At 49.9% G+C, this 15,639-nt stretch carries 15 protein-coding genes, 2 tRNA genes and 1 pseudogene; 8 read left to right on the forward strand and 10 right to left on the reverse strand.

The window, feature by feature from the left end; translation table 11 throughout:
- Positions 1-237 precede the first annotated feature (237 nt).
- Positions 238-1,963, forward strand: a pseudogene (locus DDA898_RS13915) (methyl-accepting chemotaxis protein).
- A gap of 59 nt (positions 1,964-2,022) precedes the next feature.
- Here DDA898_RS13915 and dsrB read toward each other — a convergent pair.
- From dsrB to DDA898_RS13930, 3 genes are read right to left on the reverse strand one after another with little or no spacing between them, the layout of a single operon-like run.
- The gene (dsrB, locus tag DDA898_RS13920) at positions 2,023-2,223 is read right to left on the reverse strand and encodes a protein DsrB (RefSeq protein WP_013318532.1); all 201 of its coding nucleotides are present in this window, start codon (positions 2,221-2,223) and stop codon (positions 2,023-2,025) included.
- A gap of 55 nt (positions 2,224-2,278) precedes the next feature.
- Complete coding sequence (locus tag DDA898_RS13925; protein WP_038911480.1) at positions 2,279-2,698, reverse strand: VOC family protein; 420 nt, start codon at positions 2,696-2,698, stop codon at positions 2,279-2,281.
- Between the two features lie 41 nt (positions 2,699-2,739).
- Positions 2,740-3,219, reverse strand: a complete 480-nt coding sequence (locus tag DDA898_RS13930) for an anti-virulence regulator CigR family protein (RefSeq protein WP_038912581.1) — start codon at positions 3,217-3,219, stop codon at positions 2,740-2,742.
- Between the two features lie 423 nt (positions 3,220-3,642).
- Here DDA898_RS13930 and DDA898_RS13935 point away from each other — a divergent pair, with 423 nt between their 5' ends.
- The 3 genes from DDA898_RS13935 to DDA898_RS13945 all read left to right on the forward strand — a co-directional run bounded on the left by DDA898_RS13935 (position 3,643) and on the right by DDA898_RS13945 (position 7,384).
- A complete protein-coding gene (locus tag DDA898_RS13935) occupies positions 3,643-5,079 on the forward strand; it encodes an EmmdR/YeeO family multidrug/toxin efflux MATE transporter (RefSeq protein WP_038911481.1) in 1,437 nt (478 codons plus the stop codon).
- A gap of 239 nt (positions 5,080-5,318) precedes the next feature.
- Positions 5,319-5,696, forward strand: coding sequence for a cytochrome b562 (locus DDA898_RS13940; protein WP_013318536.1), 378 nt, complete (start codon positions 5,319-5,321; stop codon positions 5,694-5,696).
- A gap of 407 nt (positions 5,697-6,103) precedes the next feature.
- On the forward strand, positions 6,104-7,384 hold the full coding sequence (locus tag DDA898_RS13945) for a cellulase family glycosylhydrolase (protein ID WP_038911483.1): 1,281 nt from the start codon (positions 6,104-6,106) through the stop codon (positions 7,382-7,384).
- 69 nt (positions 7,385-7,453) lie between these two features.
- Here DDA898_RS13945 and pelL read toward each other — a convergent pair whose 3' ends face one another.
- The gene (gene pelL / locus DDA898_RS13950) at positions 7,454-8,731 is read right to left on the reverse strand and encodes a pectate lyase PelL (protein ID WP_038911484.1); all 1,278 of its coding nucleotides are present in this window, start codon (positions 8,729-8,731) and stop codon (positions 7,454-7,456) included.
- Positions 8,732-9,420: 689 nt separating this feature from the next.
- On the opposite strand from pelL, the gene DDA898_RS13955 reads away from it, so the two are divergent.
- Genes DDA898_RS13955 through lysC form a run of 4 tightly spaced genes read left to right on the forward strand, consistent with a single transcriptional unit; the run spans position 9,421 to position 10,822 of the window.
- Positions 9,421-9,732, forward strand: a complete 312-nt coding sequence (locus DDA898_RS13955; protein WP_013318541.1) for a phage holin family protein — start codon at positions 9,421-9,423, stop codon at positions 9,730-9,732.
- Positions 9,722-10,210 carry a glycoside hydrolase family 24 protein gene (locus tag DDA898_RS13960; RefSeq protein ID WP_038911485.1) on the forward strand — a complete coding sequence of 163 codons (489 nt, stop codon included), beginning with the start codon at positions 9,722-9,724 and terminating at the stop codon, positions 10,208-10,210. The genes DDA898_RS13955 and DDA898_RS13960 overlap by 11 nt, the downstream gene beginning before the upstream one ends.
- The gene (lysB, locus tag DDA898_RS13965; protein WP_038911486.1) at positions 10,207-10,647 is read left to right on the forward strand and encodes an Rz-like lysis system protein LysB; all 441 of its coding nucleotides are present in this window, start codon (positions 10,207-10,209) and stop codon (positions 10,645-10,647) included. The genes DDA898_RS13960 and lysB overlap by 4 nt, the downstream gene beginning before the upstream one ends.
- Positions 10,532-10,822, forward strand: a complete 291-nt coding sequence (lysC, locus tag DDA898_RS23710; RefSeq protein ID WP_236616739.1) for an Rz1-like lysis system protein LysC — start codon at positions 10,532-10,534, stop codon at positions 10,820-10,822. Before lysB ends, lysC begins: the two co-directional genes overlap by 116 nt.
- Positions 10,823-11,254: 432 nt before the next feature.
- Here lysC and DDA898_RS13970 read toward each other — a convergent pair whose 3' ends face one another.
- The 6 genes from DDA898_RS13970 to solJ all read right to left on the reverse strand — a co-directional run bounded on the left by DDA898_RS13970 (position 11,255) and on the right by solJ (position 15,493).
- On the reverse strand, positions 11,255-11,452 hold the full coding sequence (locus tag DDA898_RS13970) for a hypothetical protein (RefSeq protein WP_033111940.1): 198 nt from the start codon (positions 11,450-11,452) through the stop codon (positions 11,255-11,257).
- 543 nt (positions 11,453-11,995) lie between these two features.
- A tRNA-Leu gene (locus DDA898_RS13975) sits at positions 11,996-12,082 on the reverse strand.
- 8 nt (positions 12,083-12,090) lie between these two features.
- Positions 12,091-12,164 (reverse strand) — tRNA-Cys (locus DDA898_RS13980).
- Positions 12,165-12,480: 316 nt separating this feature from the next.
- Positions 12,481-13,896 carry a solanimycin export family MATE transporter SolL gene (gene solL / locus DDA898_RS13985; protein WP_038911487.1) on the reverse strand — a complete coding sequence of 472 codons (1,416 nt, stop codon included), beginning with the start codon at positions 13,894-13,896 and terminating at the stop codon, positions 12,481-12,483.
- A gap of 218 nt (positions 13,897-14,114) precedes the next feature.
- The gene (locus DDA898_RS13990) at positions 14,115-14,657 is read right to left on the reverse strand and encodes a MaoC family dehydratase (protein ID WP_050570267.1); all 543 of its coding nucleotides are present in this window, start codon (positions 14,655-14,657) and stop codon (positions 14,115-14,117) included.
- A gap of 110 nt (positions 14,658-14,767) precedes the next feature.
- The gene (gene solJ, locus DDA898_RS13995; RefSeq protein WP_038911488.1) at positions 14,768-15,493 is read right to left on the reverse strand and encodes a solanimycin biosynthesis MBL-fold hydrolase SolJ; all 726 of its coding nucleotides are present in this window, start codon (positions 15,491-15,493) and stop codon (positions 14,768-14,770) included.
- Positions 15,494-15,639: the final 146 nt, after the last annotated feature.

The raw sequence follows: 15,639 nt of genomic DNA on the forward strand, positions 1-15,639 counted from the left end.
ATTAATTGCCTAATAATTGAAATATATAAATAACAGGATCTGATATACCTCTGCCGCCAGATTCGTGATCGACATCGCATTGAAATTCATGAATGTTTCACATTATATGCCGATGTTAGATTATGTTGGTATTTGAGTAAGGATCGCCACACAGCTGTTTCCAGAAACAAAAAACACCCAAACTACACCTGCGCGTAGTACGGTTGATGTACATATATTTTTCCTGAAAATGAGCGAATGGATATGAAAATGATGTCAAAGTCTGAACAACAGGGTAAAACCGGCATATTGGGTAATCTTGGACTGGTGCCGTTATTTGTCATCATTCTGGGCGGGATCATGCTGTTATTCGCCCTGGCCATCGGCACCGCCAGCTTATTTTTTGGTGCGCGCCAATCAGAGCCTGGATTACGTTACTCAGGAAATTGACGTCCGCCTCGGGCTGTCAAACAGTTCCAACCATCTCAGAACCGCCCGTCTGCTCATAATCCAGGCTGGCGCCGCCGTTCGTGTTGGAGACACGGAAGTATTCAATAACAACCTGAAACAGGCGGAACAGCGCATTGCCTCGTCGAAAGACGCCTTCAAAGTGTATGAGAACCGTGCCGTCAAAACCGACACGGATCTGGCACTGGAGCCGGAACTGAATAAGGCCTATAACGATTACGTCGAAAAAGGCATCATGCCGATGCTTAAGGCAGCGAAAGATGGTTATTTCGAAGAAATATTGACGCACGAATCGGAAGAGGTCCGGGTACTGGACGAGGCCTACAATAAACCGTTGCTGAAAGCGATTGCCTTTCGTACCGAACGTGCCAAGGCGCTTAATAGCAATGCGCAATATCAGGCCATGATGGGTTATACGTTGATGGCCGTCAGCTTCGCCATTGCCATCGCCATGACCCTACTGACCTTCCTGTTCCTGCGCGGTACGCTGATTAAGCCGATGAACCGCCTGGTGCAACGCATTCAGCGCATTGCTCATGGCGATCTGACCCAGCCCAACGAAGTCTATGGTAAGAACGAAATCGGTATTTTGGGCCAGAATATCCAGCAGATGCAGGAATCGCTGGTACATACGGTTTCCACCGTGCGCGACAGCGCAGACTCCATTTATCAGGGAACCACTGAAATCACAGCTGGCAACAGCGACCTCTCCTCCCGCACCGAGCAACAAGCCGCAGCGATTGAAGAGACCGCCGCCAGCATGGAACAGTTGACCGCAACCGTAAAACAGAACTCCGACAACGCGCACCATGCCAGCCAGCTAGCCTCGAATGCCTCCGGCAAGGCGAAACAAGGAGGCGACATCGTCGAAAATGTGGTTAACACCATGAACAGCATTTCCGGCAGCTCACGCAAAATTTCTGAAATCACCAACGTGATCAACAGCATTGCCTTTCAGACCAACATCCTGGCGTTGAACGCCGCGGTAGAAGCGGCTCGTGCCGGCGAACAAGGCCGGGGATTCGCGGTGGTAGCAGGAGAAGTGCGCAGCCTGGCACAGCGTAGCGCCCAGGCCGCCAAGGAGATTGAGGGTCTGATCTCCGAGTCAGTTTCGCTGGTTCATAGCGGTTCAGAACTGGTAGACAAGGCGGGTCAAACCATGCACGAAATCGTTCAGGCCGTGAGCAGCGTGACCGACATTATGAATGAAATCGCTTCAGCCTCCGACGAACAAAGCCGTGGCATTACTCAGGTTGGACAGGCGATTTCCGAGATGGATAGCGTCACGCAACAAAACGCCGCGCTGGTGCAGCAGGCCTCTGCCGCCGCCGCATCGCTCGAAGAACAGGCGATGGTGCTGACCCGCGCGGTATCCGCCTTCAAACTCACCGGCCATCAGGATAAGGCTTACGCTCAGGCCCCTCTTGCGCAGAAGCCACTGCTGGCTACGTCAACCGCCGGGCTGGGTTCGTCTTCCAGCGCTAAACCCGGCAGCGATAACTGGGAAACCTTCTGATGTATTAGGCCGATGCAGATAGATGCAGATAACTGTATCGGCCTGTTTATTTGCCCGCATTATTTGTCCGCAGGTTGACGCGGTTCGACAAAGACCCCTTCCGGGCTGCTAAGCTCGTTGAAGAACCAGATCCCCTCGGGATAATCCTCCAGCGCGATCAGGTACATGGTCCCTTCCTGAAACGGTTCCACAGCCAGAATGACCCCTTCTCTGCGCACTTCGCCATCGGTCTTTACCGTCACCACATCATTTACGTTCAATCGCCCACCTCTTCCTCTTCGCTCCAGCCTTGTCATCCGGCCCATACGAAAACACTTATGCCAATCCACCGACGGTATTGTCAAACTCAGGGGTATAGACAAAACACAGCTTGTTTCCCTCCGGGTCACGGCAGTAAGCGCCATAATAGTCAAGGGCATAGTGCGCGCGAAGCCCTGGCGCGCCTTCGTCGCCGCCTCCCAGCGATAACGCGGTTTCCCAAACGTGACGCACAGCCTGCGGCGAACTGACGGCGAAGCTGACCTGCACCCCATTTCCCCAGGTTGCCGGCAAACCATTTAGCGGAACCTGAACATAGAACTGCGGCCAGCGTCGCCCCGGGATATGCCACCCTTGCCCCGCCGGGCCTCCCGGCTCCTCCTCAACCGGGACAAACCCAAGCTCACCCAGAATAGCGGCATAGAAGCGGACCATAAGGTCGATATCCCGGGCACCGAGGATGATATGACTGAACATCGCTTTTCTTTTATTTCCATTTCACGCGCCAGACGCGGCCATCAGTCAAACACGCCATTGATAATGGTGGTCACCACCGCCGTGCTGAGCGCAATCAATACCAAGTCTTTACCGACAATCTGCCACTCATACCCTGGGTAAGACGGCAACCCGCGCAACATTTCCGGCGGTACGGCACGACGTGCAATCCCCGGCGGCAGTGGTTTCCCCCTGGCCAGATTCTTCGCTACGCCGGGGGGAAGCCCGCGATAGCCGGTGAAGCCATGATCGACGGCAAGACGCCGCGCATCATTATAGGAGAAACGATTATGATCCGGCGATCGTCCGCCATTATCGGGCATAGATGACCGAGCCGGACCCGGATGCCCACCCTGCTGGTGAGGGTTATCGCGTTGCCATTGATAATCGGGTCCGCCATTGCCCGGCCCTTTACCACCTGGCTCCGCCGATACCGGCACCGAAACCGAAAAAACAGAGGTAGCCAGCAGCATCGCCAGCACAGAAAAAGAGTATTTAGACATGGTACGACCTTTATAAGGAATGGAAACCATAAGGAATATATATAGCGTAAATATCCGGACGAATAGGGAATATCTCAGTTTTATCTACCGCTATATCTGGTACATCAGCGCTACGTTTACGCCATTAACAGATGAATATATCGCTGCACACTTTTAAAACATCGTTTCATCTGAATTGCTGTTTTTCTGATATCTCCGGCTCCACCTTGCCCAACATACTTTTATAATCACCACGGTGAATAGTTTTATGAACATGCAATTCAACCGCCATGTTCACGCGATAACGCAAGGCCTGTCGGACCTCGGCTTATGCCTGACGGTTATTGCCCGGCTTAGACGCGATACACACTCATCCCGCGGTTCGTGATGAAAAAAGCGCGCAACATTTGTCCTCCTTCTGCCTGTGATACGAAGATAGGTAACATGATTTTGAATACAGCCAAACAGCTGTTGAGTACACTGAGAAGCACCTCCTGGTACAAAAAGCGTCATTCCAATCGGGTCCTGTTCTGGCGTGAAATTACGCCATTAGCGGTTCCCATTTTTATCGAAGGGCTGTGCGTGGTGCTGATGGGGATATTCAGCACCTTTCTGGTTAGTTGGCTTGGTAAAGAAGCCATGGCCGCCGTAGGGTTAGCGGACAGCTTCAACATGCTGATTATTGCGTTTTTCACTGCAGTCGCGCTGGGGACGGCCGTCGTGGTGGCGTTCAGTCTTGGTCAACGCAATCGCAAACAGGCCCGACAAGCCGCACGGCAATCGATCTCATTATTGGTGCTGATCTCCCTGCTGCTGGTGGGACTGGTGGAGTTTGCCGGTCAAACCATCATCGACCTGATTGCTTATAATGCCGAACCGGCCGTGAAATCACTGGCGCTGACATTCCTGCGCCTTACCGTCTGGGGTTACCCGGCGCTGGCCATCACGCTGGTCGGTTGCGGCGCGTTACGCGGCGCCGGCAACACCCGCTTGCCGATGATCATCAATATTGGGATGAATATCCTGAATATTCTGCTCAGCGGCGTGTTGATTTACGGCGTGGCCTCATGGCAAGGCGTGGGGTTCATCGGCGCAGGTCTGGGGATCACGCTCTCTCGCTATCTGGGCGCATTATGTGTCGTACTCGCCCTGACCAAAGGCTTCAACGGCGCGCTGCGCATCCCGTTTCAGAGCTACTTCGCGCCGTTCACCACCACGATTCTCTATGAAGTGCTCAGTATCGGCATTCCAGCCAGCATCGAATCGGTTATGTTTAACGTGGGGAAATTGATCACCCAGCGCTTTGTCGCCGGCATGGGGACCGAGGTCATCGCCGGCAATTTTATTGCCTTTTCTATCGCCGCGCTGATTAACCTGCCAGGTAACGCCCTGGGATCAACCGCTACCATCATTGTCGGGTCGCGTCTGGGTAAAGGGCAACGCATGCAACCGGAACGGCAACTGAAGTATATCTTCTGGCTTTCCAACGTTGGTCTGTGCGCACTGGCATTGTTTTCTGTGCCTACCGCCGGATTGATGGCTTCCATGTACACCAACGAACCTGATGTCATTACCGTAGTTAAACAGTTGATCTGGCTGAACGCGTTGTTCATGCCGATATGGGCCGCATCCTGGGTACTGCCCGCCGGCCTGAAGGGAGCCAAAGACGCCAGCTATACTATGTGGGTCGCGCTGGCTGGCATGTGGGGGTGCCGGGTTATCGCCGGTTATATTCTAGGCATCATGCTGGGATTTGGGGTGATCGGCGTCTGGATGGGGATGTTTCTCGACTGGATCGTCCGTGGCGCGCTGTTTTATCAGCGAATGATCAGCGGCAAATGGTTATGGCGCTATAAACCCTCGGTTAACCAGGACAGGTAAGAAAATCCGCATCCCCACAAACGTATTTAGGGATGCGGCTTTCAATATTTCAATAAGAATAAAATCATCACAGCAGCTAATCATTTGACTAAGGAAATGTCACGTTTCCCTTTATTTTAAATAATTATCATTATCCTGAAATATAAAATCCATTTGACCATGCATATTGGGTCGTGAATACTGCCAAAAACTAATAAGGGTATAAACCCCGCCATCTGGCTAACTAACAGGAGTGAGCAATGAAAAAAACAATTATGGCTATCGGTCTGGCAATCGCAGCGTCTACTGTAGCCCTGCCGTTCGCCAGCCAGGCCGCCGTCAAAGACGAAATGGGCGCCATGGCGAAGAGCTACAAAAGCGCTTCCAGCGCCAATGATGCCGCCACGCTGAAAGCCGATCTACTAAACATGAAGGCCCATGCGACCAAGGCCAAAGCAGACCCGGATTTCAATAAAAGCCCGAATAGTGCGGTGTTTAACGAAGGTCTGGAGAAACTGCTCAAACAAATCGACGCGGCTATCGCGCTGGTTGATGCAGGCAAACTGCAGGAAGCCAAAGCCGCTACGGATGAACTGAAAAAAACCCGCGCCGAGTACCACAAAAAACTGGGCGTGTAATTCACCTGCTACCGCAGCGGTGAGGCTTATTATCACTGCTGCGGCCTTCCTCCTCTTCCTCGCCAGTCATTAATAAAACAACGCAACGACTCTTTTTTCATCGACTTATATCGCGAAATTATTCCTTCCGGCGAAGGTATTAGGAAACCACTGAGCATCATCAGGGAAATAACACGATAACGCATTCACTATGATAATCAACATCATCGGTAGAGGGCGTATTGAAAATTCCGAGAATGAATCAGGTATCTGGACCTACTGTAGAAAATCCACTATAAACTAGAGAGTTTCATCATGTGCAAGTATTGCAATATTGATGAACACACCGACTGAATAGAATAAAACCAATCGCCTATTCTATTTACAGTTAACACTGACACATCGTCATATGAAATGGAGATTCATGTATGCCGCTCTCTTATTTGGATAACAATCCAGTCATCGATAGCAAAAAACACGCCCTACGTAAAAAATTGTTTTTATCTTGTGCCTATTTTGGATTAAGCCTTGCCTGTCTTTCCAGTAATGCCTGGGCGAGCGTTGAACCGTTATCCGTTAACGGTAATAAAATCTACGCAGGTGAAAAAGCCAAAAGTTTTGCCGGCAACAGCTTATTCTGGAGTAATAATGGCTGGGGCGGAGAAAAATTCTATACAGCCGATACTGTTGCATCGCTGAAAAAAGACTGGAAATCCAGCATTGTTCGCACCGCTATGGGCGTTCAGGAAAGCGGTGGTTATCTGCAGGACCCGGCTGGCAACAAGGCCAAAGTTGAAAGAGTGGTGGATGCCGCAATCGCCAACGATATGTATGCGATTATTGACTGGCACTCGCATTCTGCAGAAAACAATCGCAGTGAAGCCATTCGTTTCTTTCAGGAAATGGCGCGCAAATATGGCAACAAGCCGAATGTCATTTATGAAATCTACAACGAGCCGCTTCAGGTTTCATGGAGCAATACCATTAAACCTTATGCCGAAGCCGTAATTTCCGCCATTCGCGCCATTGACCCGGATAACCTGATTATTGTCGGTACGCCCAGCTGGTCGCAAAACGTTGATGAAGCGTCGCGCGATCCAATCAACGCCAAGAATATCGCCTATACGCTGCATTTCTACGCGGGAACCCATGGTGAGTCATTACGCAATAAAGCCCGTCAGGCGTTAAATAACGGTATTGCGCTTTTCGTCACCGAGTGGGGCACCGTTAACGCAGACGGCAATGGCGGAGTGAACCAGACAGAAACCGACGCCTGGGTAACGTTCATGCGTGACAACAACATCAGCAACGCAAACTGGGCGTTGAATGATAAAAACGAAGGGGCATCAACCTATTATCCGGACTCTACAAACCTGACCGAGTCGGGTAAAAAAGTAAAATCGATCATTCAAAGCTGGCCATATAAAGCGGGCAGCGCCGCCAGTGCAACAACCGATCCGTCAACCGATACCACCACTGACACCACCGTTGACGAACCGACCACAACCGACACACCGGCAACCGCTGATTGCGCCAATGCCAACGTTTACCCCAACTGGGTTAGCAAAGACTGGGCGGGCGGGCAGCCTACCCATAACGAAGCAGGCCAATCGATCGTCTACAAAGGCAACCTGTATACCGCAAACTGGTACACCGCATCCGTTCCGGGCAGCGATTCCTCCTGGACGCAGGTTGGTAGCTGTAACTAATTGATTAATCTTTTCACACCCCAAAAAACAGGGCTGCGATTGCAGCCCTGATATGCAACATTCCATCACTTAATTGCGTTCAAAAGCCCCCAAATCCGGTGTGCTGCCTGAATAACTGATATTGCTCTCTTTCGTACCCGCGTTAATCAGCTTTGAGTTAGCCGACAGACGGAACAGCGAGGTTTCCGGCAACGTGCCGTCATTATCACGAGATACGGTAGCCAGCGAGGTATCCAGGCTGACGAAATCGGACGCGGAAGCCGCCGGTCCCGTATCCCATGAGTTGGATTTCGCATCCGCGTTACTGACCGTTACAGAAGCAGACAGAGACACGTTGTTGCGGAAATAATGTTTCTGCCCTGACTGGACGTTGCTCCCGAAACCATAATTAATGCCGTTTTTATATGATGTGTTATTTATTACCGTGACGCCGCCGGCGTTATTGTTCTGGTCAAAACCTTTGCTCACGTTGCCAAACGCGACGGAACGGGTAATGCGATGATTGCCGACCGCCTGGTTTCCTCCCAGCTTGAACCCATTGCCATTGCCGGCGAACGCGCTGTCATTCCAGTAATTAATACCGTTACGGAAAGCCCAGCTGTTTTCAATCACCACTTTTTGCGGACTGTCGAATAAGTCAAATCCGTCATCCGAGTTTTCCCAGGCGCGGCAACCGACGAAACGGTTACCCGGCCCCTGTTTTTGTTTTGGTCCAAAGCCATCAGCCATGCTACCGTTCTTTTTAGGGTCATAATTACGGTAGGCGTCTGAATTAATTACCGTGTTGTATGAACCGCCGTTGTTGATTTCAAGGCCGGTATTACGGTTATGATGGAACGCCGTATTCTCAAAGGTATTGTGGCTACCAATCACATAAGCCCCCTGATAACCGGCTCGTGTTACCTCAACGCCTTTGAAATACCAGTAGTCGCCGGTCACATAAAACCCATAAGACGCCTGTACCCATTGGCTATCAGGGAATGAGAAGTCAAATACCGCCCGGCCGCAATTGGCGGCGGCCACATAAATCGGCGCGCCATCTTTCCCGGATTTATTAAATGTGATCGTATTCCCTTTACCCTGAGTATAGGGAATGGTATAGGTTCCCGGTTTCAACAGAATCAACTCACCGGGGTTAACAGCCGCCATAGCAGCGGAAAAGCTCATCGGCGCATTAAAGCTGCTGCCGTTATTGCTGCTGTTGCCATTTGGCGCAACATAATAAATACGCTTGGTGCTAATTCCGCTAGTGAGATCCGAACTGCAATCCGCGGCCAGAACTGATGTACTGTTTACCAGAAAAAATGCTGCTAAGCCGGTACTGATAAAGCAATTTAAATATTTCATCCTTTGCCTCATGATGTTGTAAAAATCATTTATCCATTGTCCTCAAGATGCATATTTCGGCAAATATCGTCAAGCGGGGAAAAGGCTGCGATCCGCAGCCTCTAAAATCGATAGCCCAATGAATCAGCCTGTCACTGTGAAATTACGTTGGAAGGGTACTATTCCTTCGGTTTTCCCTGAACAGAGGCTGTTCCGAGTACGTTGCATCCTGCATATTGAGGTGGCGTGAGTATACTACGTTTACGGTATATGAATACTGACTGCAGCCGAGTGATATTCAACGGTTAAAGATATATATGCCATTCGCGGCGCATACGCCATGATAAAGCATCAGGAAAAATAAAAAATAAACCATTTCTCGCTCATCTAAATAAAAATCACATTATTAGTGTATTAATTTAATATTGAGAGCATCATCTATATGCAAATAGAATAACCATTATATTTAATAGCAGATAAAAATATTGCCACGCTGATGCCTTGCCGTCACCGTGACCGACAATGCCGATTGTCCATCCCCGCATTACCGCATCCTGTGTTTGCTGATAACTGAGCCATCACCCATCGCTGCCCATCGCCATACGTCAACTGGTTTAATAACGGGCATATAACGCGAGACAACGCGTGAAAACATCCTGTTATCTCCGCCGTTATTACTCTGCCTGAAAAACCAACGACTGGACTCACACATGAATGAAACTGATAAAAGCATCGTCTCTCTATTTATCATCGGCACACTGATTGCCGCCGGCAAAGTGCTGGCGAGCAGTGAGCCCATCACACTGCGGCTGTTTATTGGTCGCGTGATGCTGGGAGGTTTTGTCTCAATGATGGCAGGCATTGCGCTGGTACAGTTCCCTGACCTGTCGCCCGTTGCTATCAACGGCATTGGCGCCGCACTGGGCATCGCCGGCTACCAAACTATCGAACTGCTTATCCAACGCCGTGTTCGCCAGTTGGGCAAAAAAAACACACCGGAGAAAAATAACGATGCTCAATAATCCTAACCTTATTGCGTTTTTGGACATGCTGGCTTTTTCCGAAGGGACCGCAACACATCCGCTCACCGGTAATCGCGGCTACGATGTCATTGTTACCGGGATTGATGGCAAACCAGAGATTTTCACCGATTACCGGGATCATCCATTCGCCAATGGCCGTCCGGGAAAAATCTTCAATAAGCAGGGACAGCGCTCCACCGCTGCCGGGCGCTATCAACAGCTCTACCGCTACTGGCCAGCCTACAAAACACAGTTGGCGTTGCCGGATTTCGGACCTGATTCGCAGGATACGCTGGCGATCCAGCTGATTCGGGAGCAACGCGCGTTGGACGACATTATGCAAGGCCGGCTTACCAGCGCCATTACCCGATGCAACAACATCTGGGCTTCGCTGCCGGGGGCTGGCTATGGTCAGCGTGAGCATAACGCCGAGCGGCTGATCGCCGTGTACCGGCAAGCGGGCGGAAAACTGGCATGAAAAGCGCCATGATCATCGCTGCCATCATGATGACGCTTAGCGCTGGGGTCGGCGTGCAGTCCTGGCGGTTGCACAACACCCGCCAGTTAACCGAACAGCAAGCGCAGACACTGTCGTTGCAACAGACCGCGCTGGATGAAAAATCCGGCCAGTTGAAAGCATTGTCCGAGCAAGCTGAACGCAACAATCTTGAGCAGGCGCGGCTGCGCGACATGGCCGCCGAGACGCAGGCAGCGCTCTCTGAACGGCAAAAAATGGTGATGAGGTTACAACATGAAAACGACGCGCTTAAACGCTGGGCTGACACTGACCTGCCTGCTGATATTATCCGGCTGCGTCAGCACCCCGCCTTCGCCGGTGGTCGCGCTTACCGTGAATGGTTGTCCCAGACTGACGCCATGTCGGTTCCCGGCGGCCAGTCCGCAAACCAACGGTGAGCTGAATAGTCTGCTGGATGAAACTGAAGCTGCGCTGGCGACTTGCGCCGACCAGGTGGATGCCATTATTGCCTGCCAGGCAAAAAGCGATGCAACGCCCGGCGCCACTGTCGCATCAGGGAAACAAACGGGCAAACAGGATTCGACAGGAATTGGTACGCCGGCGCCACAATGATCTCGTCTTTAAGGCCGGGTAAGCCATTGGAAGATAACGTTGGGAAACGATGTTTCAGACTTGGATGTCAGGGCGACTGAGCCAGGAAACTGAGGTATTCCCATTCAAGTCAGTCGCTCATAGCTCCCCCCCAAATCAGGTCGTGTTTTCTCTGGTGCCGTCAGGCCGTTATCAAAGAGTTCGCTATTTATAAGCCTATGCTTTTTCGTTCGGCCGCACAGCTTTTCTCTGACAGAACCTTTCAACGAATTTTTATGCTTTTCAGAACAGTGCATTGGGGTCGCAGGTGTTGTCTGAATATTCATCTTTACGGGAACAAAGGTAAAAGCAGGGCTGGAAGTAATGCCCGATCCAGTGGTTACGCTATTGCAATAGGCCTGCCGCGGCGGCAATAAAAAACCGCCCGAAGGCGGCCATCACGCGTCGAGATAATTAATCGTTCTCTAACGCACGCTGAATGATATCGGCGGTTTGAGTGATTCTAGTACTGATCGCATCCAGAGCAACTTGCACACCACTTTCGCTGGCACCCTCTTTGATGATTTCGAGGATAGCGGAGACGACTATCTCTCTTTTCTCTTCATCACTTCTTGCGACATCATGTTGATCATAAAAATAATTCTTAAGCATAAGGGCTCCTTTTCATTATCAATGGGCGCAGCATATCGCTAAGATTATTCCGGATAAAGCATTATCATAGGTAATCAATGAATGCTTGTTGTTATTTCACGCATTTACATGCCCTCTCCTGTTCAATCATTGAACTAAACGCACGGGAAAACCGTTTTGACTATAAGCACCGGAGCAAAGGCAGCGTGGCCGGCATACCGCCAAAAACACTGGCGATTATGCGCCGAATGGCAAGTAGTGCATCTGCGTTTTGATTTCACGTTCTGAAAGCAAAGGGGTTTCTGATTGGGAGGGACATTAGCAAAGGAACAGGCGATATCTGGACACATGACAATCAGCCAAACGGCACGATACGACCGCAAAATACCGATTGTGCTGGCGGTCGGCGGTCAGAATAAACAATTAAAGTAAGTGCATATCTAACGATGAAGAAAAATCATTTTAGGAAAAATATTAGGAAAAGAGAATTGCAGGCACAAAAAAACCGCCTCGTGGCGGTCATGTTCTTTAAATTATTTTATTATTCATCAAGGCGTTAGCACATGGTGCCCAGAGCGGGACTTGAACCCGCACAGCGCGAACGCCGAGGGATTTTAAATCCCTTGTGTCTACCGATTCCACCATCTGGGCTCAGATTTTGGAGGCGCGTCCCGGAGTCGAACCGAGGTGGACGGATTTGCAATCCGCTGCATGGCCACTCTGCCAACGCGCCTTACCTTGATTACTGCTAAATCGATTTCTAGTGGGAAACGAGACTAAAATTTAACTCATAACCCTTTGTTTTCAAATCGTTTTTCGCATCCTGCTTAACAGGATGGACGGCATTATGGACTAACTCTGAGTATATGGCAAGACCCTTTATGCAATTTTTTCCTATAAGCATTTATGCAAAATGCCCGCCTATCCTTCACCTTCCGAGCTCCACAAACCTGGCGCTTTCACAGAACCTTGAGCGTACCCTACCAGACTGGCGCCCTCCTTTCCCAACCATGGTCATCTCATGCCATGCAGTGGCCGGCAACGCGCTATTACTGTGTATCCGGCTGTTTCGCAGATGATTGTGTCATTGGGGGATACAGTCTGGAGCTTTCCCAATCGATCCGCTCAAACAAAATAATAGTAATAGCTGCCATTAATAGGTTTGTTATAGGAAATGCCCACCACAGGCCGGAGATACCTAGCGAAGTATAGTGGGATAATCCCCATGCCAGCGGGATCTGCACCAGCCATTGAGAAATCAGCGCCAGCGTCATGGTCGTCATGGTGCGTCCTGTGGCGCGAAAAGCACCATTTAGAGCCATCTGCAATCCAATCAACCCATAGCTTGGCGCGATGATATGAAAGAAAAGCGTCCCGTGATTAATAACCTGGGTCTGTTCGGGCGCAAATAAACCAATAATATCAGGCGCAAAAGCGAATCCTGTCAGGCCAATCATTGTCAGTGTTAAAAATGAGATCGTTGCGCTTAAACGCCCAATCGCACGCGCACGCTCAAATTTTCCCGCCCCAACATTTTGTCCAACCAGTGTTGCGGTGGCGATTGACATGCCAATAGCCGGTACAATAACCAGCGCATTAATATTAATCACCACACCGTAGGCTGCCGTAACCGCCGTTCCCAGCTCGGTCACCAGAGACATCATGCCACTTGCACCCAATGCATGAGCACAGAGTTCAATTGACGCAGGCATTCCCAGCCGAACGACAGATTTAACCATATCGAATCTGGGTTTCATCGCGCGGAAATAAATCTTAAGGCTGATACGGCTGAAACGTAAGGCCAAAAATCCTGCTACCATCGCAATGCCTTGATTAATGAGAGTAGCGATACCAGCACCCGTTACGCCAAATGCGGGAATAATCCCATAACCAAAGATAAATAGCGGATCCATGATGGCGTTGAGAATCAGCGTACCCAGCGTGATCAATAATGGAATACGGACTTCGCCCGCGCCCCTCATCAGGGATTGCAGCATCGCAAAGCCAAAGGTAAATACCAGACCACTGATGAGAACGCGCAAAAAGCTGAGTGCAAGAGGAAATACATCTTCCTGCGTACCGAGCGTATGCAACATCCAGGGCGTAAGAAAATATCCTACCACCGAGATAGGTATTGAAAATAGCAATGACAACATGAATACCTGGGCCGCAATAGCGTTGGCATCGCGATGCAAGCGGGCTCCAATACACTGCGCGACCAGTGTCGTACCCGCTATGCTCAAGCCAATACCTAAAGCAAAAGCCAGAAAAATTATAGGCTGGCTTACCGATATTGCCGCGACGGCTTTATCCCCCAAACGCCCCACCCAGAAAGCATCGGTCATGATGTATCCGGACTGTAACAGATTGGCCAAAATAACGGGCACGCCCATCTTTATCAGCGAGCGTAATATCGAACCTTGCAACAAGGTGTTTGATGTTTCACTGGAGAGTTCAGAAGACAAGACGTAATCCCTTACTGTAAATGGTTATGGAAAGCTTACCGTCATATCAAATAAATCGAGCGCAATCAGATGGCGACACCATCATGGCGCCATACCGGAAGCCAGGAAGCCTGAGTGATCAATCATTACCGTCTTATCCAGAACGGGATATCAAAAACAAAGTTCATGCATTGCGCATCCGGCAATATAATTTCATCACTGTGTAATTATTAATACGATTAAGGCGATGCAGAGCAATCGCTCACCCGAAAAACAAGAAGCTTGCCGATTAGTTCCTGACGAGTTCTGTTATCCTGACCCAACGTACAAATATGAATACTCATTAATGCTCTGTCCGGTTTGGCGGAAGATATATCTATTGCAGTAATTTTTGCTTTTATTCGTAATATATCGCCTGGTCGTGTAGGCCGAAGCCAGTTGATCTTCTCAACCCCAGTGCCAATAATGCCATGCGCCAGAGGTAAGCTTTTAACCAGTAGATTCATGGTAATACTTACCGTGTGCCACCCGCTTGCGGCCAGCCCTCTGAAGATGGAGTCTTTTGCCAGCCTATCGTCCATATGAAAAGGCTGCGGGTCATACTTCATCGAAAACTCGGTGATTTCATCCACACTGACATGATATTCAGAGCTATAAAAGACCTGACCGACTTTAAGGTCATCGAAATACAGTTTCGATGGTGTTACATCCCTCACCTCGCTTCCTGTAACGTATTCCTCAACACTACTCAAATAGTCGTTTGAATAATTTTCATCATGCATATTAAATCGCCTCCCTTACCAACATGAATATATATTCCGGATGCTAACAGCCAAGTACCCCGATGCGCCGTATTTCCCATACGCCACAGTCGATTAAAATTAGAAACAGTCTATGAAAAAGCCATCCAACCTGTTTTATTTTTAACTCGCCTCATACGAAATTTTGCAAAATTTTCCGCATTGTCGAAAAACAAATAAATGTTATAACGAAACACCTGTGCAAACGTTAACCCGGGTGGATACACATAACTGTGCCCAGGATAAATGCGGGCCTTTTCGGGTAACATCGCTTTAAGACGTTCAATACTCGAAAATAAGCTTGCCGCATCCGCATAATTGGAACACAGCCCGCAGCCCTCAATGAACAGCGTATCGCCAGTAAAGACGTGCGGACCGATCCAATAACAAGTACTTCCCGACGTATGGCCCGGCGTAATGATCGGGCGAATAAGCATCCCCGCCGCTTCCCAGGAGCGATCTTCAAACATACGCATTGCTGGAATACAGAATCCCGAAGATTCCGCCTCCTTACGTGATATCCACACCGGGCAACCATGTTTATTCGCCAAAGACTCAGCAAGATCAATATGGTCAGGATGAGCATGGGTGATCAATATTCCCACAAGCTCTGCATTAGCATGCTTCAACGCGGTTTCCAGTGTGTCTATTTCCCATGCCGGATCAATCAGCAACGCCTGGTTCAGGCGGCGGTTAAGCACCATATAGTTGTTATTGATAAAGCGACCACGGCGAACCTTGAGTGTCGTCACCGCGATATCGTCTGATGACATCGCGCACGCTAACGCCGACGACGTCACCTTATTTTTCAGCCACATAGCACCTACTCCAAACCGTCAATGGCAAAAGGCATTATTTCCCGACCGGGAATCACAACCAGACATCGTTATTTAAGGAACAGCACGGTAATTTGGATCTCGTATTATCCCCTGCACCTGACGGAATAACGGCATCTATGCCTAAC

Source organism: Dickeya dadantii NCPPB 898, assembly GCF_000406145.1.
In the GTDB taxonomy this organism is placed as follows: Bacteria; Pseudomonadota; Gammaproteobacteria; order Enterobacterales; family Enterobacteriaceae; genus Dickeya; species Dickeya dadantii.